14 protein-coding genes are annotated in these 19,556 nt (G+C 69.7%); 7 read left to right on the top strand and 7 right to left on the bottom strand.

The annotated features are described in order from the left end of the window. Window positions 1-5: 5 nt before the first annotated feature. The 6 genes from RCO28_RS16545 to RCO28_RS16520 form a co-directional block, all read right to left on the bottom strand. The gene (locus RCO28_RS16545) at window positions 6-986 is read right to left on the bottom strand and encodes an Ldh family oxidoreductase (RefSeq protein ID WP_308941889.1); all 981 of its coding nucleotides are present in this window, start codon (window positions 984-986) and stop codon (window positions 6-8) included. A 9-nt stretch (window positions 987-995) separates the two neighbouring features. Further along, window positions 996-3,032, bottom strand: a complete 2,037-nt coding sequence (locus tag RCO28_RS16540; RefSeq protein WP_308941888.1) for an FAD-dependent oxidoreductase — start codon at window positions 3,030-3,032, stop codon at window positions 996-998. A gap of 61 nt (window positions 3,033-3,093) precedes the next feature. Next, window positions 3,094-4,584, bottom strand: coding sequence for an aminobutyraldehyde dehydrogenase (locus RCO28_RS16535; protein ID WP_308941887.1), 1,491 nt, complete (start codon window positions 4,582-4,584; stop codon window positions 3,094-3,096). A 76-nt stretch (window positions 4,585-4,660) separates the two neighbouring features. Then, on the bottom strand, window positions 4,661-5,560 hold the full coding sequence (gene dapA / locus RCO28_RS16530; RefSeq protein ID WP_308941886.1) for a 4-hydroxy-tetrahydrodipicolinate synthase: 900 nt from the start codon (window positions 5,558-5,560) through the stop codon (window positions 4,661-4,663). Between the two features lie 38 nt (window positions 5,561-5,598). Beyond that, a complete protein-coding gene (locus RCO28_RS16525) occupies window positions 5,599-6,978 on the bottom strand; it encodes an NAD(P)/FAD-dependent oxidoreductase (RefSeq protein ID WP_308941885.1) in 1,380 nt (459 codons plus the stop codon). An 81-nt stretch (window positions 6,979-7,059) separates the two neighbouring features. Then, a complete protein-coding gene (locus RCO28_RS16520; RefSeq protein WP_308941884.1) occupies window positions 7,060-8,433 on the bottom strand; it encodes an MFS transporter in 1,374 nt (457 codons plus the stop codon). Between the two features lie 393 nt (window positions 8,434-8,826). Here RCO28_RS16520 and RCO28_RS16515 point away from each other — a divergent pair, with 393 nt between their 5' ends. Then, entirely contained in the window at window positions 8,827-10,674 is a 1,848-nt protein-coding gene (locus tag RCO28_RS16515) for a helix-turn-helix domain-containing protein (protein WP_308941883.1), read from the top strand. A 337-nt stretch (window positions 10,675-11,011) separates the two neighbouring features. Continuing rightward, window positions 11,012-11,197 carry a hypothetical protein gene (locus tag RCO28_RS16510; RefSeq protein WP_308941882.1) on the top strand — a complete coding sequence of 62 codons (186 nt, stop codon included), beginning with the start codon at window positions 11,012-11,014 and terminating at the stop codon, window positions 11,195-11,197. Between the two features lie 161 nt (window positions 11,198-11,358). On the opposite strand, the gene RCO28_RS16500 is transcribed toward RCO28_RS16510, so the two are convergent. Then, the gene (locus RCO28_RS16500) at window positions 11,359-13,224 is read right to left on the bottom strand and encodes a helix-turn-helix domain-containing protein (protein WP_308941881.1); all 1,866 of its coding nucleotides are present in this window, start codon (window positions 13,222-13,224) and stop codon (window positions 11,359-11,361) included. Between the two features lie 314 nt (window positions 13,225-13,538). On the opposite strand from RCO28_RS16500, the gene RCO28_RS16495 reads away from it, so the two are divergent. The 5 genes from RCO28_RS16495 (at window position 13,539) to pruA (ending at window position 19,551) form a co-directional block, all read left to right on the top strand. Further along, on the top strand, window positions 13,539-14,915 hold the full coding sequence (locus RCO28_RS16495) for an MFS transporter (RefSeq protein ID WP_308941880.1): 1,377 nt from the start codon (window positions 13,539-13,541) through the stop codon (window positions 14,913-14,915). A gap of 96 nt (window positions 14,916-15,011) precedes the next feature. After that, window positions 15,012-16,064: a proline racemase family protein gene (locus RCO28_RS16490; protein ID WP_308941879.1), complete on the top strand. Its 1,053-nt coding sequence runs from the start codon at window positions 15,012-15,014 to the stop codon at window positions 16,062-16,064. 102 nt (window positions 16,065-16,166) lie between these two features. Then, window positions 16,167-16,571 carry a RidA family protein gene (locus RCO28_RS16485; RefSeq protein WP_308941878.1) on the top strand — a complete coding sequence of 135 codons (405 nt, stop codon included), beginning with the start codon at window positions 16,167-16,169 and terminating at the stop codon, window positions 16,569-16,571. A 37-nt stretch (window positions 16,572-16,608) separates the two neighbouring features. Next, a complete protein-coding gene (locus RCO28_RS16480; RefSeq protein WP_308941877.1) occupies window positions 16,609-17,883 on the top strand; it encodes an FAD-dependent oxidoreductase in 1,275 nt (424 codons plus the stop codon). Window positions 17,884-17,904: 21 nt separating this feature from the next. After that, window positions 17,905-19,551 (top strand): L-glutamate gamma-semialdehyde dehydrogenase, encoded by a 1,647-nt coding sequence (pruA, locus tag RCO28_RS16475; protein ID WP_308941876.1) that lies wholly within the window; start codon window positions 17,905-17,907, stop codon window positions 19,549-19,551. Window positions 19,552-19,556: the final 5 nt, after the last annotated feature.

Here is a 19,556-nt window from a genome sequence, read left to right as displayed (position 1 = left end):
TCCTTTCACTGGGCGTCGGCCGCGGTGCGCAGCCGGCGGGCCGTCTCAGGGGCAAGGCCGATCACGGCTGACGGGGCGGGGCTTTCGAGTGCGGGCAGGTGTACGGCGTGCTCGTCGCGCAGCCTGCGGAGATGCGCGGCGGCACGGTCGGGCGCGCCGGTGAACGCCGCGGGGTTGAGGCACAGGATGAAGACGCCGATGCCTGGTGGCCGGGTGCCGCCGTCGAAGGGCGGTGCGTCCAGGGAGAACGAGCCCCCTGCGAGCGTCGCGAGGAGTTCCACGAGGAGGGCGATGTTCCCGCCGCGGTGCCCGCCGAACGGGAGCAGCGCCCCGGCCACGGCGGCCGCCGCATCGGTGGTCTCCGTACCGTCGGAGCCCACAGCCCATCCGGCGGGGATCGGTTCACCGGCCTTGGCCGCCTGCTTCAGGTTGACGTATGCGGTCTGCGAGGACGCCTGGTCGATGACCAGCGGGGGTTCGCCGGAGCGGGGAAAGGCGTAGGCGAGCGGGTTCGTGCCGAGCACGGCGGAGCCGGAGCCGCCGAGCGACATGAGGGCCGGGCTGTTGGCGCAGGCCACGGCGGCGAGGCCGTGTTCGGCGGCCCGGCGGGCGTAGTGGCCGAGTTCGCCGCAGGTGTACGAGCGCCGGATCCACAGGGCGGCGACACCGCTCGTCTCGACGGCCGCGAACAGGTTTGGGGCCGCCGCCTCGAACGCGACCTGCGCCAGCCCGTGGTGCGCGTCGGCGACCAGGCAGGACGGCGCCGCGCGGGTCACCTCCGGCACGGCGCCGGGGATGATGCGGCCGTCGCGGTACGCATCCAGGTAGTCGAAGAGATGCGTGACGCCGACGGCCCGGTTGCCCGCCTGCTCGGCGTCGACGACGGCCCGCGCCAGCACCCCGGCGGCCTCGGCCTCCTCGCCCGCCGCCCGCAGGGCCCGCGTGCAGAGCGCGACAAGTTCGTCGTGAGTGACAGTTGTGGTCATGTCGGCCCGTCAGATCGTTCGGCAGAGGCGGGCCGCGTCCAGCATCGCGGCGTGCACGTTGCGGCTCGCCACGGCGTCTCCGATGCGGAACAGCTGGAACGTGCCGTGTACGTTGCGTACGAGGGTCTGGGGCTCGCGTGCCAGGAGTGCGTTCAGGTCGACAGCGCCGGAGTTGGTCGAGGAGCCGAGTAGTTCGTCGTAGAGCTCCTGGACCGGGTCGGTGCCCATCTCTGCCACGACGGCGTCGAACGTCCGGCGCTCACGGAAGTCGAAACCGTCCACGCCGAACTCCGCCTCCAGGCCCCGCGGGGTCCGCGTGACCGAGTGCAGGCGGCGCGTGACCGTGGTCGTGACGCCGTTCTCGGCAAGGGAGTTGATGTATCCGGATGCCGTGAGCGAGCCGACGTCGGGGGACAACGTTCGCTCGGGCGTGACGAGTTCGACGGTGGCGCCCGACCGTACGAGGGCCTCCACCGCGTCGAGCGCCTGGTTGCCTCCGTGGTCGTCGTAGACCAGGACGTGTCCACGCGGCCGGCGCACCCCCGCGAGGACGTCCCAGGTGTCATGGACCAGGCCGGCGCCCGGGATCGGCGGGGCCGCGGGGGTGCCGCCGGTCGCGACGACCACTACGTCCCAGGCCTCGCCGAGGAGCGCCGCACCCTCGACGTACGTGTGGAGGTGCACCGGCACGCCCAGGCGGGCCAGTTCGTCGGTGCGCCAGTCGATGATGCCGCGCAGGTCGCGTCGGCGCGGGGCCTTCGACGCCAGGAGCAGCTGGCCGCCCACCTTGTCGCCCGCCTCGAACAACTCGACCCGGTGGCCGCGCTCTGCGAGGACGCGGGCCGCCTCCAGACCGGCGGGTCCGGCGCCGACGACCGCCACACGCTTGCCCGCGCCGACCGGCTCGATGCGGTGCGGCACCTCCAACTCCCGCCCGGTGGACGGGTTGTGCATGCAGTACGCGGCGCCGGACTGGTAGATGCCGTCGATGCACATGTTGGCGCCGACGCATGGTCGGATCTGGTCGGTGCGGCCGTCCCCGACCTTGTGGGGCAGCTCGGGATCGGCCATCAACGCCCGGGTCATGCCCACCAGGTCGAGCAGACCTTCCGCGATCGCGTACCGCGCGGTCGCGACATCGCTGATCCGACCCGCGTGCATGACGGGTACCGACAGCTTCTGCTTTATCTGCCCCGCGAACTCCAGATGCGGAGAGGCCGGCGTGGACATCGGTGGAATGGTGCGGGCCAGGTCGGCGTCGGTGCCGATCGACCCCTTGATCAGGCTGATGAAGTCGATCCCGGCCTCGGTGATGTCCTCCGCGATGCGCAGCGCCTCGCCCGTCTCCAGGCCGCCCTCGCGCTCCTCGTCGAACGTCATGCGCGCCCCGATCGCGAAGTCCGGCCCGACCGCTTCCCGTACAGCGCGGATGACCTGGAGCGGGTACCGCATCCGGTTCTCGTACGAGCCGCCGTACTCGTCGTCGCGGTGGTTCCAGAACGGCGTCCAGAACGCGTCGAGGAGGTGGCCCCACACCATGACCTCGATGCCGTCGAGCCCCGCCGACCTGCAGCGCTGTGCGACGTCGACGAAGTCCTGCAGCACCCGGTCGAGGTCCCACTGCTCGGCGGCCTTGGCGAAGGCGCGGTGGGCGGGCTCGCGGACGTCGCTCGCGGAGATCGCCGGGAGCCAGTTGTCGGTGTAGTTGCTGGTGCGGTGGCCGAGGTGGGTGAGCTGGGTCATCACGGCCGCGCCCTGCTCGTGCACCTCATCGGCGAGGCGGCGCAGCCAGGGCTCGGACTCGTCCTTCCAGAGCTGCAGATTCCCGAACGCGGGTGCGCTGTCCCGGCTGACGAGCGCACTGCCGCCGATCATGGTCAGTCCGACGCCGCCGCGGGCCTTCTCGACGTGGTAGGCGCGGTAACGGTCCTTGGGCAGGCCGTCCTCGCTGTACGCCGGCTCGTGCGACGTGCTGACGATCCGGTTGCGCAGCGTCAGGTTCTTGAGAACGAACGAACTCATCAGGGGGTCGTCGTTGCCGGTCACCGGACACCTCCACGGTGCAGTTGAGTCTTCACTGCGGACTCCTTCGTCAGGCGGTACGAGCTCAACGCCCGTGGTGGTGCATCACGTGCTTGGTACGGGAGTAGTCGTCGAGGGCGTACAGGGACAGGTCGCGGCCGTAGCCCGAGCCCTTGAAGCCGCCCCAGGGAACCTCGTTGGCCAGGACGAGATGGGAGTTGACCCAGACGGTCCCGGCGTCCAGTCGGGCGGCGACGGCGTGGCTGCGGCGGGCGTTCTCGGTCCATACGGAGGCCGAAAGGCCGAAGGGGACGTCGTTGGCGCGGCGGATCGCCTCGTTCTCGTCGGTGAACGTCTCGACGGTGACGACGGGGCCGAAGACCTCCTCGCGGGCGATCTCGGCGCCCTCGGGCACGTCGACCAGGACGGTGGGCGCGACGAAGTAGCCGGGGCCGTCCAGGGAGCTGCCACCGATCGCGGCCCGGACACCTTGGCTGCGCGCCCGGCCGAGGTAGCCGCGAACCCGGTCGAAGTGTGCCTTGGAGACGAGCGGACCGATGTCGACGTGCTCGCCCGCGCGCGGATCGCCGACGATCAGCTTGCCCACCTCGCGGACGAGTTCCTCGGTGAACCGGTCGGCCACGGAGGCATGGACCAGGACGCGGCAGGCGGCCCCGCATTCCTGGCCCGAGTTCCAGTAGCCCGCCGTCCGCAGTGCCACCGCGGCGGCCTCCAGATCGGCGTCCTCGAAGATGACGACCGGTGCCTTGCCGCCGAGTTCGAGGTGGACCCGCTTGAGGGACTCTGCGGCTGTACGGGCCACGGCGCGGCCGCTGCCGACCGAGCCGGTCAGGGCGATCATCGCGATGTCCGGGTGCTCGGCGAGCCGGGCACCGACCACCGGACCGTCGCCCGTCACCACGTTCACCACACCCGGCGGCAGCAGGTCGGCGACGAGTTCGGCGAACTTGAGGGTGGTGAGCGGTGTCTGCTCGGACGGCTTGATCACCAGGGTGTTCCCGGCGCCGAGCGTCGGCGCGATCTTCCAGGCGGCCATCATCAGCGGGTAGTTCCACGGCGTGACCAAGCCGACGACGCCCAGCGGCTCGCGCAGGATCACCGAGAGGTGGTCCTCGACGTAGTCCCCGGCGGCCATGGACGTGGTCGCGCGCAGGGCGCCTGCGATGAAGCGGAACGTGTCGATCGTGCCGTCGACGTCGTCCCGCGCCACCGACAGCGGCTTCCCGGTGTTCGCCGCCTCGAGGCGGACCAGTACGTCGGTGTGCTCGGCGAGCCGGTCGGCGATCGCGTGCAGCACCTCCGACCTCTCCTTGGGTACGAGCCGCGCCCACTCCTCCTTGGCACCTACGGCAGCCGCGACGGCGCGGTCGACGTCCTCACGGTTCCCCTCGGGCACGCGGGCGATGACGTCTTCCGAGGACGGGTCGATCACCTCGGTGAATCGCTCGGCCGCGGTGTCGACAAAGGCGCCTCCGATGAAGTGGAGGGAGGGCGGCAGGTCCTTCCCCTCCGCGAGAGGAGCGGCGTCGGCGGCGCGGTGGACGGTCGCGGTCATGAGTGGTAACTCCCTTACGGTGCATTCCGGTTGAGCGTGGAGCCGATCTACGGCTGTGCGGGCGGGGACCCGCAGATCACTGGGCGTTGGTCAGCTCGGGCAGGGCGTTGAGGGCGGCCGCGATCCGCGTACGGGTCTCGGTGTTCACGGGCAGCATCGGTTCGCGGGGGCCGCCGACGGGCAGGCCGATCTCCTCCAGGGCGGCCTTGACGGCGGGGATGAACGGGGCGGACATGAGGGTGTCCATGAGGGGGTAGATCCGGTCCCACTGCTTGCGCGCCCCGGCGAGGTCTCCGGCGAGCAACGCCCGGTGGACGGCGACGAGTTGGGCGGGCATGACGTTGGCGGTGCCGGCCATCACGCCGGCCGCGCCCTCGGCGACGGCGGCGAGTAGCAGGGCGTCCCAGCCGATGAAGGTGGAGATGACGTCGCTGTGGTGGTGGATGAGCTTGCCGGCCTGGGACATGTCGCCGGTGGTGTCCTTGATGTATTTGATGTTCGGGTGCTTGTGGGCGAGTGCGCCGACGGTGTCGGGGTCGAGGTTGACGCCGGTGGCGCCGGGGAGGTTGTAGAGCATGACCGGGATCTGCACGGAGTCGGCGACGGTGGCCAGGTAGTGCAGCGTCTCGTCCATGGTCAAGGGCTCGTAGTACGGGGTGACGACCATCAGGACGTCAGCGCCCGCCGCCTCGGCGTGCTGGGAGAGGGCGACGGCCTCGCGGGTGCTCACGGCGCCGGTCTGGGCGATGACGGGGACGCGGCCCGCGCTCTGGTCGATGACGGTCTCGACGAGCAGGCGCCGCTCGTCGCCGGTCATGGCGGCGAACTCGCCGGTGGAGCCGCAGGCGACGACGCCGTCGACACCGCCGTCCACGCTCCGGTCGACGAGGCGGCGCAGCAGCTTCTCGTCGATTGCACCGTCCGGTGTGAAGGGGGTGGCGAGTGCGGTGAGGATTCCGGTCAGCTGATCGGTCATGGTCAAACTCCTTGATACGTAAGGGAATTGAGGGGAGGTCAGTGGGTGTCGGTGAGGGTGCGGCGGGTGGTCTGCCGGTCGGTGGCGAGGATGCTGCGGGCCTCGTGTGCGGCGGACAGGCCGGAGGAGATGGCGGTTTCGGTGTAGAGGGTGCCGAGGTAGTCACCGGCGAGGAACACGCGGCCGCCGCGGCGGGTGAGCGCGGGCTGCAGCTTCGCGCGGCCGGGGAAGCAGTAGGGGGCGCCGGTGGGGAAGCGTTGGACCTCGGCCTCGACGACGTTCTCGGCGAAGCCGGGAAGGACCTGGTCGAGGTCGTCGAGGTAGATGCGGCGGATGGTGTCGTCGTCGTGTTCGAGCAGGGTGCGGGCGAGGGAGCCGGGGGAGAAGGTCATCAGGCTGGAGCCGGGCTGGCGTTGGCGTTCGTGGCCGCGGACGATGTTCGACATGTTGAGGGCCACGTTGAAGGAGCGTTTGGGGGTGGCGATGGCGTACGCGTCGTCCCACTGCTGGCGGCCGGTTTCGTTGGAGAGGAACGCGGCGCTGACGTAGGGGCCGTAGACCACCTGTGCGAGGGCGTCGCGGATGTCCGGGTCCAGGTCGACGGCGACGCGGTGCGCGACCGTCGCGGGGGTGGCCAGGACGACGGTGCGGGCCTCGACTTCCTGCTCGACGCCGTTCTCGCGGTAGCGGACCACCACCGAGTGCTTCTTGTGCACGATCTCGTCGACATGGGCGTCGAGGCGCAGCCGGTCCCCGAGGGAGGCGGCGATGGACTCGGTGATGGTGGAGGGGCCGCCGACGATGGACTGGGTGAGGCCGCCGCCGATGCCCCAGACCAGGCTGAAGTAGCCGACGCCCGCACCGGCGGAGAGTTGGTCGATGTCGGCGGCGGACCGGGTGACGGTCGGCTCGAACAGGGCCTGGGTGTCGGCCGGGACGTCGCCGATGAAGTCCTTGAAGGAGCGGTCGTTGAGGAAGTCGTAGATCCGCTGCTGTCGCTCGGCGGCGCTCTCGCCCTTGCGTTGCCCGACGATGCGGGCGTAACGGGCCACTTGCAGCGCGACCTTGGCGCCGGTCTTCACCATGCCGAGGCGGGCCTGCAGCGGCATCGGGATGCGGAACGGGTAGGTCTCGACGCGGCCCTTGATGATCGTCCTGCCGTTCATCGAGAGGCCGGACAGGGAGCCGGGCACGTCGGTCGCCTCGACGCCGGTGTTGTTCAGGAGCCAGCCGGTCGCGGAGTTGCCGCCCGCGTAGACGTGACCGCCCCAGTTGAGGAAGTACGGTCCGCGCCGCTCGGAGCGGATACGGCCGCCGACCCGGCTCTCGGACTCCAGGAGCAGGGTGTCCCAGTGCCGCAGCCGCCACGCGGCCGACAGCCCTGCGATGCCACCGCCGACGATGACCACATCTTTCATCGCTATACCTCTCTTCTTTCCAACCGCGGGCAGCAACTGCCGTACGAGAAGGGTGAGTTGGCCGTCAGAAATGCCGACCGGTCAGACCCGGAGGCCTTCCTGCGGCGTGGACTGGCCGGGCAGGGCTGCGGCCTCGTCGAGGGACATGCCGCGGGTCTCGGGCGCCCACAGGACGGAGACGACGGCGCCGATGAGGCTGATGGCCGCGGCGGCGATCATGGTGCCGCCGATGCCCCAGGCGGTCAGTGCCACGGGGACGAGATACGTGCCGACGGCGGCACCGATACGGCTCGCGGACGAGGCCAGGCCCACGGCCGAGCCGCGCACCTCGGTCGGGAACAGTTCGTTCGGGTAGACCCACTGCAGGATCTGGGTGCCGCCGATGATCAGCGCGTACAGGGCGAAGAGCGTCATGATCACGTTCGACGGGGCGTCAGGGAAGATGCCGAGCAGCAGCAGGGCCACGCCGGACCAGATGAAGCTGTGGATGACCAGCGGGCGACGGCCCATGCGGTTCACGCAGAACAGTGCGATCACACAGCCGATGAGGAACATGACGGTGATCAAGGCTTCGCCGATGTTGGCGAGTCCGCCTTCGAGGTGGAGCGCGTCGAGGATCCTCGGGCCGAACGCGTAGATGGCGAAGAGCGGAACGATGGAACAGGTCCAGAAGACGGTGATGTAGAGCATGCGTCCGCCGTAGCCCGAGCGCAGGATCGCCTTGAGGTCGACGTTCTCGCGCTCCTCGGCCGGCAGGTCATGGATCGTCGCCTCGGGTCCGTAGACCTTCTTCAGGACGGCCTCGGCCTCGTCGGTGCGGCCCTTGTTCGCCAGCCAGCGCGGGGACTCAGGCGTGCCGTGGCGCAGCAGCACGATGACCGTGGCGGGCAGCGTGGCACTGGCGAGCATCCACCGCCAGGCGTCGTCGCCGCCGAAGGACAGCAGGACTTCACCGACGATGTACGCGGTGGCCGCGCCGACGAACCACATGACGACCAGGCCGCCGAGGAGCGGGCCGCGGTAGCGGCGCGGCGTGAACTCGGCGAGCAGCGAGGTCGCGATCGGGTAGTCCGCGCCGACCGCCATGCCGATCAGCAGACGCAGGACGAACAGCCACACCGGGTCCGTCGCCCAGAACTGCGCGACGGAACAGACGATGATGGCCACCAGGTCGATGGTGTACAGGAGTTGGCGCCCGAACTTGTCGGTGAGCCAGCCGCCCACGAACGCGCCGAGGAAGATGCCGATGAGCGCGGACGCGCCGATCAACCCCTGGGCGGAGTCGGACAGGTGGAGCTGCGGCGTGATCTGCACCATGGCGACGCCGATGATGCTCAGGACGTAGCCGTCGAGGAACGGTCCCCCGGAGGAGTACAGCGCCAGTTTCTTGTGGAAGCGCGACAGGGGCGCGTCGTCCACTCTGTTCTCTGCTCTGCCCTCTGCGTTTGCGGTCATCTCAGCCTCCGGGAGCGGTTCCCGGGCCTACTTGAAAGCGTAGGCCCGGCACAGGTCCGGGTTGATGTCGTGTCGTGGAATTGGATGCCCGGTCGCTGCCTTGGTGTGGATGTCCGGGCGGGACACACTGCGTTCCGATGTCGCGGGTGCCGTGCCCGGTGAGCGTGGTCCGCCCCGGGCTTGCGGGATCGATTCCTGCGTCCCATCCGCCCCTACGGACAGGTGGACGGTGTCGCAGTGATCGAGGGAACTCGCGGCTTTCTCTTGGCTGGCGGAATCGTGGCCGCCGGATGACACGAAGTATGTGAAGGCCAGGAGCGGCCAACAATGCCCCTGCTGTCTCACCAGGGTCTGGCCTGTCTGTGAGTCGGAAATTCGGCTACGATTGATGGCATGGCTGGCCGACCCCGCAACGCCGTGTACCTCACTGAGGACGAGCGGGCCACGCTCCTGCAGTGGACCCGCAGTCGTACGTGCTCGCAGGCTCAAGCCCTGCGCGCGAAGATCGTGCTGGCCTGTGAGAAGGAGCCCACCAACACCGCTGTGGCCCAACGCCTCGGTATCTCCCGCGACATGGTCGGCAAATGGCGGGCCCGTTTCCTTGCCGAGCGGCTTGACGGCCTGGATGAGCAACCACGTCCCGGGCGCCCGCCCACGGCGGACGACGACACGGTGGCCCACGTTCTCCTCCGTACGCTCACGCCTCCGCCGTCCGGTGCCAGGCGGGCTTGGTCGACCCGCGCCATGGCGGCTGAGACCGGCCTGAGTCAGAGCACGGTGAGCAGAGTCTGGCGGACCTACAGCGTGCAGGGGGCACCTCGCAACGGGACCCGGGTGCGCTCGGCGTGGTCCCTGCCGGATCACGCCGAGGAGATGGTCGGCCTGTTCCTCGCTCCGCCCATGTGTGTGCTCGCCGTGACGGCCCGCGCCGGACGAGGCGTGGCCGCACGCAGGTCCCAACCGACCACCGCTGGGCGCCTGTTCGGTCAGGACGCGGACGTGCCCCAGGTGCTGGCCGTCGCCGGAGCCTTCGCGGCGCTGCGGGGCCAGGTGGATGCGGAAGGCGCGACGGTTCCCTCTGGGCTGCGCGCATTCCTGAAGAGGGTGACGTCGGGAGCGGGTGCCGGGGCAAGCGTGCACCTGCTCGCGCACGGTGTGCCGGCGGATACCCGCGGTGTTCTCGACGGACCGGACGCAGCCGACTCCCGATGCCTCCGCTGGCACCTGGCGCCCACTCCCGGGGAGTGGACCGATGAGACCCGGCGTCTGCTCGCTGCGGACGGCCGGCCCTCTCGTGGAGCAGCACCCGAGGGGTCCCGCCTCCGTGACGCGCTGCTGACCTGGTCCACCACGTGGACCCCGTCCGCCAGCCCGTTCATGCGTAGTGCAGCGGCACGTCTGCCTTACGAAAACCCGGCCATCTGTGGCCCTGGTAGTGACTCAAGGGTGCCGGATGTGCGTACAGCCGAGCACGTCGGCACCGGCACGGCGCCCCGGATCGCACCCGTCGACACTCCTGCCGGAGCCCCCATCACCACGGACCCCGTCGTAGGGCTGTTGCGGGAAGCCGTCCTCGCCGCCGGCTACCGGCCGGGAGAGCGCGTGCGGGAGGCTCCGCTCGCTTCCCGTCTCGGCCTTTCGCGCCGGGTCGTCCGTGCGGGGCTCCGGGCACTGGCCGAGGAAGGCATGCTGGAGCTGCTCCCCGGTGGTGGGACCGCTGTCCCCGCCATCACGGCGAAGGACGTCCTCGACCTCTATGCCCTGCGGGCCAGTCTCGGTGCACTGCTCATCCGCCGTGTCGCCATGCTCGGGCCGGAGAAACTGGCCTCGCCCTCGGCCGCCCTGGCGGAGGTCCGCGCCGCCGCCCGAGAAAACGACCACACACGTATTCGTGAAGACGACCTGCGGTTCCAGGACGCCCTCGCACGCAGCGCGGATCTGCCGGAGGCCGCCCACACCTTCGAACGCCTCACGGCCCGGCTGCGTATGTTCGTCACGGTCCTGGACATGGACTACAGCCAGGCGTGCGGCACCATCGCCAATGAAGACGCCGTCGTCTACGACGCGTTGTGCGATGCGGACGGGAACGAGGCGGCCCGCCTGTGGCGAGTCAAGATCGAACGGTGCGTTCACTACATGCTCGCCCAACTCCCGGAGGACGACGCCGATTCGCACCTCTGGACATCCCTTGCGGGCAGGCCCCGCCTGCATCCCGAGGACGTACGGGGCGCCGTGCACTGACGCGGAGGGTTCGCCGCCGGGCGGCGGCATCGTCGGCACACCTCGCTTGGCCACCTGCTGTCCTGCCGGTGGCCTTGCAGGCGGGGCGCGGCGAGATCAGCTCACGGCGCACCACACGCGTCGCCAGGTTGTCGCACCTGACCAGGGGGTCCTCGAGGTACGGGTGGTGGGTGGCAGCCACTACGACGATCTCGGCGTCAAGGGGTGCTGCTGCGCCACCGGTAGAACAGACGGTGCGGCACAACGACGAGCAGGTCGCCACTGAGCTGGGCTTCGGGCTCACTCCGGTCCTGGAGGCGTGCAAACGCCTTGGGCACGAGCGCCTCATCGTCAGTGCGTGCTCAGGCTCGTCGTTGAGTTCGGCTGCGGGCGGGCGAGGGACGCGAGCACGGTGAACCTCCCGCAGGTGCTCTGCCCGGCCCCCGGCGGCCTGGGTGAGCAGGTCGTCCCGGGCGACCCCGACCACACGTCCGCGGGCGTCGAGTACGAACGCACCGCCGGCCTCGATGTTGCTTGTGGGTGACGAAGGCGATCGTGCGCCGCAGGTCCCGTTGCAGGGTGAGCAGCAGGTCCTGCATGTCGCGGCGGATCAGCGGGTCGAGTGCGCTGAACGGCTCGTCCATGAGGACTCGGCCTGGCCGGGGAACTCCGATAGTCGCGGGTGAACGAGTCAGAGCTCCGGAGCTACGAACCCGACGCGGACTTGCGCGGGTCCCCGGGCCGCGGCGTCGGCTTGCCGGCCAGGGCCAGCCAGAGGTTGGGGTCGAAGTGTCCGTCGGGGAGCTGGGTGACCATGTAGCGGACGCTGCGCTCGACCTTGACGCGCCACAGGCGAGCGGCCTCGTCGCCGTCCCCTTCGCGGATCGCTTCGAAGATCACGGCGTCCTCCCGGGAGATGAGGTCAACGGCCGAGTCGGGAAAGCCCAGTTGGACGATGGAGAGAAACATCCGCAGGCGCATGGTGAGGCGCTGGAACAACAGGCTGGACTGGGGCAGGTTCGCGGTCGCGGCGATCGCATCCTGGAAGGACAGGTCCGCGGCGCCGATCCGCGCGTGGTCACGGCCTGCCCGGGCGACAGCGCGAACTTCGGACAGTGCCGCTCTTACGGGGCGTAGCTCGCGCTGGTCGAGCATCGCGGCCCGATGTATGAGCACCGCTCCGAGTGCGCTCCGCGCGGCGTAGAGGTCCACGATCGTGTTGACGTCGACGTGCGGATACGCCGCCCCGCCCTGCGGCAGCCGTTCCAACAGCCCCTCGTCGGCGAGGGCATGAAGTGCCTTGCGGATGGCACCGCGGGACAGTCCGAGCTGGGCCGCCAGGGGAGCTTCCCTGACTCGCTCCGCGGACGGGCGGCGTACGGAGAGCAGCTCTTCGCGCACTGCACGGACCACCGGGTCGGCCGCCGGCCGGTTGCCGGGCAACTCGAGTGAATCGTCGACTGCCTCTGGGCTCGCGTCCCTCCCGTTCGAGGTCTGTGAATGCTCGTAGTTCTGATTGTTTGAGTCGTAAGTCAGCTTCCACGTGAAGGGGGCTGCTTCCGTGCTCCAGCCGGCACACCATGTGTGCAAGTCGGCGCGGAGTCCGGGCAGGGCGGAGCCGAGCCCGGGGGCTGTTTCGTGGCTGAGCAGCGGATTGCCGGCAAGGAGTAGTTCGACCCCGCCGAGCCATGCCGAACCAGAGACGAAGTGCCCCTGGAAACGCGAGTTCTCCTGCGTCCAGGCTTCGATGGCGGGGCGGGCCCACGGGGTCGCCTCGCCCCCGACCAGAAGGTGTACCGACAGGTTCGGGGCGGCGCTCCGGTCGAGGGCGTTCAGGAAGTCCTGGAGCGAGTCGTGCCAGGAAGGCTCGCTGGTGGTGGACCGAGCCGTGGAGCCGCCTCGGAGCGTTGCGAAGGTGTCGGCCGCGGCGAACAGGTTGCGCGCCCGCGTCGAGGGCCGGTCCAGCGGGGGTGTGCCCGAGGCGGGGCGGCGGCGCCGGGGCGAGCCGGGATCGCGCGAGGTGAGGGCGAGGACCCGAACGGGAGGAGCGATGAACAGCCCGGCCACGTCACGGACTTCGAGCGGCAGAGAGCCCGGCAGAGAGCCCGGCAGAGAGCTCGGCGATGCCTCGGCAGGTGGGACCCGTCCGGCGCGGACCTGGAGCCCGTAGGTACGCCAGATGCGGCTCACCGTCGTCTGGCTGAGCCCTGATTCGGCGGCCATGGCCCGCGTCGACCAGGACCGCGCACCTGCGGGCGGTGCCGTGAGCAGGCGTACGAGGATCCGGGCGACGGACTCGTCGTCGATCTCGGCAGGCCTGCCCGTTCGAGGGCGCTCGGCGAGACCGTCGAGGCCTTCGGACAGGAACCGCGAGAGCCATGTGCCGACCATGTGCCGGGAGACGCCGAGCTCCTCGGCCACGGACGTGTTGTCCGCGCCCTCCGCGCTCGCGAGGACGATCTGGGCGCGCTGCGCCTGCACCCGTGTGCTGGTGCGGCTGCGCGCCCAGGTCGACAGGGTGGCGCGTTCGCTGTCGGTGAGGGCGAGAGGGCGGCGGGGTTCCTTGGGCATCGCGATCCAGTGTAGGCGTATTTAAAACTCGTGAGGCCGTGACGCCGAGTGTTCACACAGGGCCATTGTTGTGGGCCGGGCTGCGTCGCAGACTTCCTGGCAATCCGGCGGCAACACGGCCGACGCCCACAAGGCACCCCGAGCCCTTTCCCCTCCCATTCGGCGCTACCCCCTTGGCTTTTACGGGCTTTTACGGACGCACAGGTCGCGTCTCCCGACGCCGCGGCTCCCCGGCACCTCGGGGATCACGACGTGATCCGAGACCTGTGAGTCGGCCCAAGGGGCTGGCGGAACTGAAAGCAGGAGCAATTCTCGTGGACCACACCCAATCGATCATCGACAGACAGCCCTACGGGCGGTTTCACCGCAAACTGTTCCTCCTGTCCTCCGGAGGGCCCTTCCTCGACGGCTTCATCCTCAGCATCATCGGCGTGGCCATCGCCGGGGCCGACAAGGACCTGGGGCTCACGACCTTCCTCGAAGGAATGGTGGGCGCCGCCGCGCTGGTCGGTGTGCTGGTCGGCGGGGTCGTCTTCGGCTGGCTCACGGACCGCGTCGGCCGCCAGGCCATGTACACCATCCACCTGGTCGTGCTCGTGGTCGCGTCGGCGCTTTCGCTCGGCGTGACCGAGGCCTGGCAGCTGATCGCGCTGCGCTTCGTCGCCGGACTCGCGGTCGGCGCGGACCACACGATCGCCACCGCGCTGCTCTCCGAATGGCTGCCGTCGAACCGCCGTGGCCGGACCATGGGCGCCCTCGTCGCCATGTGGTTCGTCGGCGCGTCCACCGCCTACCTCGTCGGATGCCTCGTCTCCGCCTCCGGTGGAGACGAGTGGTGGCGCTGGATGCTCGCGACCGCCGCCGTGCCCGGTGTGCTCCTGCTCCTCGGCCGGCTCGGCACGCCCGAGTCCCCGCGCTGGCTGCTCAGCCACAACCGTCCCGAGGATGCCCGCGAAGCCATCAACACCGCCTTCGGCCGCTACCCGACCGACGCGGAACTCACGCAGCTGTCGGAGAGCGAGCCCCCGAAGAGCGCCCGCCTCAGTGAGCTCTTCAAGGGCGGATACCTGGGACGCACCTTGTTCGCCGGCGGCTTCTGGATGTGTCAGGTCGCTCCGGCCTTCGCGATCTGGACGTTCTATCCGGTGATCCTCGGCGAGTACGGCTTCGAGGACGGCAACACCGCCCTGCTCTGGTCCGTGGTCGTGAGCCTCGTGACGTTGCTCGGGTGTTTTCCCGCGATCCGGTGGGTGGACACGTACGGGCGCAGGCCGGTGATCATCTGGACCTTCGTGGGGGTGGCGGTCTCGCTGGCGATGCTGGGCCTGTTCCCCGGCATGGCTGCGGCACTCGCGATCACGATGTTCGTCATCAACGCCCTGGCGCTCGGCGGCGGCAACATCCTGCAGTACATCTATCCGACCGAGCTGTTCCCCACCCACATCCGGGCCTCGGCCATGGGCGTGGCCAGCTCCATCAGCCGGATCGGCGCGGCCGCGGGCACCTATCTGCTTCCGCTCGGACTGGACACCATCGGCCTCGGCCCGTCGATGCTCGTCGGCGCGGGCATCGCGGCCGTCGGCACCGCCATGTGTGTCGCCTGGGCGCCCGAGACCAAGGGCAAGGCGCTGCACGAATCGGCCGCCGTCGGGCCACGTCCCACGGCCACCGAGACCGTCAAGGTCCCGTAGCAGCACGGCAGTTCGTACCGGCGGCCCGCCGCCAGAGGCAGCACTGTCGCCAGAGGCAGCACCGTCGCCAGAGGCAGCAAAGGAAACGCAGCCACCATGTCTTTCAAGCGAATGATCCACGCGGTCGAGACGCACTCGGGCGAGCCGATGCGCGTCATCACCGGGGGAGTTCCCACCATCCCCGGCGACACCGTCTACGAGCAGATGAAGTGGCTCGAGAAGAACGACGACCAGCTCCGCAAGCTCATGCTGCGCGAGCCGCGCGGCTACCCGCCCCTGTGCTGCAACCTCATCGTGCCGCCGAAGCACCCGGACGCGGCGGCCGGCTTCATCGTCATGGAGCAGGTCGAGTACCCCGTGATGAGCGGCGGCAACACCATCTCCGTCGCCACCGTCCTGCTTGAGACCGGGATGATCCCGATGCAGGAGCCGGTCACCGAGTTCAAGCTCGAGTCCCCCGCAGGACTCATCGGCATCCGGGCCGAGTGCGGGAACGGCAAGGTCAAGAACGTCACGTTCGAGAACGTCCCGGCCTTCGCCGCGCACCTCGACGCGAAGATCGACGTCCCCGAGCTCGGCAAGGTGACCGTCGACGTCGGCTGGGGCGGCATGTTCTACGTCATCGCCGATGTGCGGCAGTTCGACTGGCTGGAGCTCGTCCCGGAACAGGGCGCGGAGATCGCCCGGGTCTCCTCGCTCATCCTCCGGGCCGCACAGGACCAGCTGCCCGTGGAGCACCCCGACTACTCGGGCATCGGCATCACCATCTCCCAGCTCTCCGGACCGACCGCCAACCCCGCCGCCGACCGCAAGAACGCGGTGACCATGGCGAGCGGCCCGGTCGACTTCGACAACCCCGCCACCTGGACCGGATCCGTCGACCGCTGCCCCTGCGGTACCGGTACCTGCGCCCGCATGGCCACCCTGCACGCCAAGGGCGAACTCGCCCTGAACCAGCAGTTCCGCCACGAGGGCGTGCTCGGCACGGTCTACACCGGCGAGCTCGTCCGCAAGACCCAGGTCGGCCCGTACGAAGCGGTCGTGCCGACCGTCGGCGGCCAGTCCTGGATCACCGGCTACAGCACCCATGTCCTCGATCCCGAGGACCCGTTCACCGAGGGCTTCACCATGGGCGACCTCTGGGCGTGACCCCGACACCGCCGCCCCTCCCGTAAGAGCACCGAAGCCCGTAAGCGCACTGAAGCCCGCAAGCGCACTGAACGCACTGAACGCACAGCAAAGGAAGCGCTCATGACCACGCACGACACAGCCGGCGGCCGGGAACTCATCACCCTCGAGTCCACCCCGGCGACGGCCCCGTACTCCGCAGCCGTCGCCCTGGGCGAGCTGGTCTGGACGAGCGGCGCGCTGCCCAGCAAGCCGGACGGCACCTGCCCCGCCGACTTCGGCGACCAGGTGCGCGCCGCCCTGGCGAACCTGGAGAGCCAGCTGAACGCGGCGGGCGCCGACTGGTCGACGGTCCTCAAGATCAACGGCTACGTCTCCGACATCGAGCGGCTGCCGGAGCTCAACAAGGTCTACGAGGAAGTCGTGAACGTCCACGGCAAGCCCGCCAGAACCACCGTCGAGGTCTCCCGCTTCCGCGGCCATGTGCTCGTGGAGTTCGAAGCGGTGGCGTACCGGCGGCAGGCCTGAGTCGAGCCGTCCCGTACGAGCAGGCAGGAACAGACCAGTGAAGATCACCGTCATCGGCGCGGGCGTCATCGGACTCTCGTGCGCCTACGAACTCTCCGCACTCGGCCACCAGGTCACGGTCGTCGACGCCGGCGCCGCGGGCGCTGCGGCCTCGGCCGGCAACGCCGGGTGGATCACGCCCTTCCTCTCCGCACCCCGTGCGGCACCCGGCGCCGTACGCGATGCGGTCCGGAGCTTCACCAGCACGGAGGGCCCGGCGCGGATGCGCCCGCACCTGGAACTCGGGTTCGCCTCCTGGGTGACGCAGTTCCTGCGGGCCAGCAACAAGCAGCGCAGCGCCCGCGCGACGGCAGCACTGCAGAAGTTCGCCCGGCACGCCCACGAGCACGTCGACTCGCTCCTTGAAAGGGGGGTGAGCTTCGAGCACTACACCGACGGCCTCGCGGTCGTGTTCAAGCAGGCGGACAACCTCGCCCACTACGAGCAACTGGCCGCGAAAATACGGTCGTTGGGGTACGACGGAGAGATCGCCGTCCACCGCGGCTCGGATGTCGTGGCCTTCGACCCGGCGATCAGCCGCGACGTCGCCGGCGTGCTGCACCTCGTGAGCGAGCGGCACGTACGGCCCGAGACCCTCACCGCTGGTCTTGCCAAGGCGCTCGTGGCGAACGGCGGAGAGGTCATCGAGGGTGACCCCGTCCGACGGGTCACCCGGCTGCCCGCGGCGGGGAAGTGGGCCGTCGACACCGCCGAGGGGCGGGAGTTGGACGCGGACCACGTCGTCTTCGCCGCCGGTTTCGCCACCCGGGCGCTGCTCAAGCCCCTCGGCGTGGACGTCCCGCTTGAGGCCGCCAAGGGCACCAGCATGACGGCGTACGGCGAAGGGCTCGCGCCCTCGCACCCCCTGAAGCTGTACGAGCACATGGTCGCCTGCTCACCCTTCGGCAACTCCGTACGCCTGTCGGGCACCTTCGACATCGGACGCCGCGACTTCGACCTCAACCGCAAGCGGCTCGACATGGTCGTCCGGCACGGCACCGGCTACCTGGACACCTGGCGTCCCACCGACATCGAGTACGAGTGGGTGGGCCACCGTTCCACCACCGTGGACGACACGCCCATCATCGGCCCGGTCCCGGCACTGCCCGGCCTCTACGTGGCGACCGGACACGGCACCCTCGGCGTCACCCTCGGCCCGGCCACCGGAGCGCTCGCCGCCCGCGAGATCGCCCTCCAGGAGGAACAACCCCTCCTCGCACCCTTCCGCCTCACCCGCTTCCGCGCACGCAACTCCCGTACGCAGAACGCCTGATCAACGACTAGGAGCACCAGCATGACCGGCGCCAACCACCCCCTCACCGGCAACTTCCATGTCCCCGCACCCGAGAACGAGCCCGTCCACGAGTACCGCCCCGGATCGCCGGAAGCCCTCTCGCTCCAGGCGGAGATCAAGCGGATCGGCGGCCTGACGCAGTCGATCCCGCTCTCCATCGGCGGCAAGGTCTTCGAGACCTCCACCACCCAGCCGGTCGTCTCGCCCCACGACCACCAGCGTGTGCTCGGCCGGTTGAGCCTCGCCGACGAGTCCCACGTGCGCGCCGCCATCGAGGCCTCCCTCGAGGCGCGCCACGACTGGTCACGCACCCCCTGGTACGAGCGGGTCTCGATCTTCCTGCGCGCCGCCGAGCTGATGACCGGCAAGTACCGCGCCGAGGTCAACGCGGCCACCATGCTCAACCAGTCGAAGACGTACCACCAGTCGGAGATCGACGGCGTCTGCGAGCTGGCTGACCTGATCCGCTTCAACGCGCACTACGCCGAGGAGATCTACACCCGCCAGCCCAAGTCCACCCAGGGCGAGCAGAACTACCTGGACCAGCGCGGACTTGAGGGCTTCGTCCTCGCGGTGAGCCCGTTCAACTTCACCAACATCGCCGGCAACCTGCCCTCGATGGCCGCCATGATGGGCAACACCGTCCTGTGGAAGCCGTCGGAGAAGTCGGCGGTGAGCACAGACGTCGTCCGTCGCATCTTCGAGGAGGCCGGGGTCCCGCCCGGTGTCATCAACTGCGTGCACGGCGACGGAAAAATGGTCACCGACATCGCGCTCGCCGACCCGAACCTGGCCGGTCTCAGCTTCGTCGGCTCGACCCAGGTCTTCCGGCAGCTGTGGAAGAAGGTCGCCGACCACATCGACACGTACAAGGGCTACCCGCGTGTCGTCGGGGAGACCGGCGGCAAGAACGCGATCATCGCGCACCCCTCCGCCGACGTGCAGGCCCTGCTGACCGGCATGACCCGCGGCGCCTTCGAGTTCCAGGGCCAGAAGTGCTCCGCCGCCTCGCGCGCCTACATCCCGCGCAGCATCTGGACCAAGCTGAAGGACAAGCTCGCCGAGCAGATCGACTCGCTCGTAGTCGGTGACGTCGCCGATCACTCCACCTTCCTCGGCGCCGTCATCGACGAGGTCGCCCACGACCGTCTCGCGGGCGCCATCGAGCGCGCCAACTCATCCGACGACCACACCCTGATCGCGGGTGGCACCACGTCGAAGGAGACCGGCTACTTCGTCCGTCCGACGGTCTTCGAGACCACCGACCCGACGTCGTTCGCCCTCAGCACCGAGTTCTTCGGCCCGCTCCTGACCGTCTACGTATACGACGACAAGGACTGGACCGAGACGCTCAAGCTCGCCGACCGCACCAGCCAGTACGGCCTGACCGCCTCCGTCTACGCAGGCGACCGCAGGGCCGTCGCCGAGGCCCTCGACATCCTGCGCGACGCCTCCGGCTACCTCGCCATCAACGACAAGCCCGCCGGAATGTCCATCGGCAAGCAGCAGTTCGCGGGCGCCCGCGCCTCCGGCACCAACGACAAGATCGGCTCGCCCTTGGCCCTGCAGCGCTGGGTGAGCGGCCGGTTCGTCAAGGAGAACCTCGCCCCCGACACCGACTACCGCTACCCGTACATGGGCGCCTGACCGCC

Source organism: Streptomyces sp. LHD-70 (assembly GCF_031157275.1).
Lineage (GTDB): Bacteria > Actinomycetota > Actinomycetes > Streptomycetales > Streptomycetaceae > Streptomyces.
The sequence above is the reverse complement of the archived record's forward strand: the minus strand, read 5'-3'. Positions and strand labels throughout refer to the sequence as shown.